This is a genomic window from Frankia sp. CcWB2, assembly GCF_977927585.1.
This window is the reverse complement of sequence record NZ_CDWRCM010000137.1, coordinates 3,315-4,654: the sequence shown is the minus strand read 5'-3', so window position 1 is coordinate 4,654 and position 1,340 is coordinate 3,315. Positions and strand designations below refer to the sequence as shown.

The window sequence follows — 1,340 nt, the reverse complement described above, 5'->3', positions numbered from 1 at the left end:
CGCTGGACCCTGACCCGGATCGCCACCGTGATCGTCCGTATGTTCGGGGTGTCCTACACTCTCACCACGAGTCGTGGCTGCCGATCACTGATCACCTGCGTGGAGGGTTGGGCCGCGGACGCCACCTGGCACGGCCCGCGACTGCGTGCGACCAGCCGAAATACCGATTCCCGAGATCACGTCTCATCATCGCAGGAGTATCTGCGGACATGGTCGATGGCCATGTCCAATGCTCGAACGAGCGGGCGATCGGTGCGATAAGTCTTGCTCAGCAGCAGACCGCCCTGCAGTGCGGCCATGATGGCTTCGGCGAGCGCGGCCGGATCCGCTTCCGATCGAAGACTTCCCCGCTCGCGCATCGCGGTGAGTCCGGCAAGCAGCGGGGACTCCCATTCGGTGAAGCAGCTCTGCAGGACGCCACGGGTCCGCGGATCGCCATCGGCGAGCTCGTTGGCCAGGGACCCGAGCGGGCATCCGCCGGTGTGATCGACCGCGGCCCGTATCTCGATGATCTTGTCTCGCCAGTGCCCCAGGGCGGCCAGGGAGTCCAGGGAGTCCAGCTCCGGGCGCTGGGCCTGGACAACCTGCTGCGCCTGTTGCCGTATCACCGCCCGGATCAGGTCGTCCTTGTTGGCGAAGTAGTGGTACAGCTGCGACTTGCTGGTCCCGGTGACAGCCATCACATCGTCCAGACTCGTGCCGGCCGCCCCGCGCTCGCGCACCAGCTCGGCCGCGGCCGCCACGATGCGGGCTCTGGTCGCAGCACCCCGAGGGGTCAGTATCGGCACAGGCTTCATGGATCTCACGGACGGTAAGGCTAACCGAAACTGGACTTGTGAGTTCAATTCTAGCTCCGTACGCTGGACCAGACAGTCCACTACTCAAAGTGGCAACATCGCCCGACGCGACAGCGCGAGGGAGCAACAATCATGAATCGGCTCGACAACGGCCAGCTCTTCCCGAAGGTCCAGGTTCCCAAGGTCGGCGGAGGGTCCCTCTGCCTGCCAGAGGACCTGGCCGGCCACTTCGGCGTCGTCCTGATCTATCGCGGATCGTGGTGCCCGTACTGCAACGCACAACTCGCGGCGTTCCAGCGGGCGGGCGACGCTCTCACGGATCTCGATGTCCGGGTCGCCGCGCTGTCCGTCGACGACGAGGAGAGCGGCCGCAGACTCGTCGACAAGCATCGCATCGATTTTCCCGTCGGTCACAGTGCCGACGTCGACGGGATAGCCGAGGCGACGGATGCCTACATCAATGATGAATCCTCCGGCGACCCGCGGCGGTACCTCCAGTCAACCGGTTTCGTCCTGGCCCCCAATGGCAGCGTGATCACAGCT

2 protein-coding genes are annotated in these 1,340 nt (G+C 65.1%); one reads left to right on the top strand and one right to left on the bottom strand.

Going from position 1 to position 1,340, the window contains the following annotated elements; translation table 11 throughout:
- Window positions 1-176: 176 nt before the first annotated feature.
- Window positions 177-797, bottom strand: a complete 621-nt coding sequence (locus tag ACY45C_RS14710; RefSeq protein ID WP_462188170.1) for a TetR/AcrR family transcriptional regulator — start codon at window positions 795-797, stop codon at window positions 177-179.
- A gap of 132 nt (window positions 798-929) precedes the next feature.
- Here ACY45C_RS14710 and ACY45C_RS14705 point away from each other — a divergent pair.
- On the top strand, window positions 930-1,340 hold a 411-nt coding region (locus ACY45C_RS14705), incomplete at its 3' end, for a redoxin domain-containing protein (protein ID WP_462188169.1).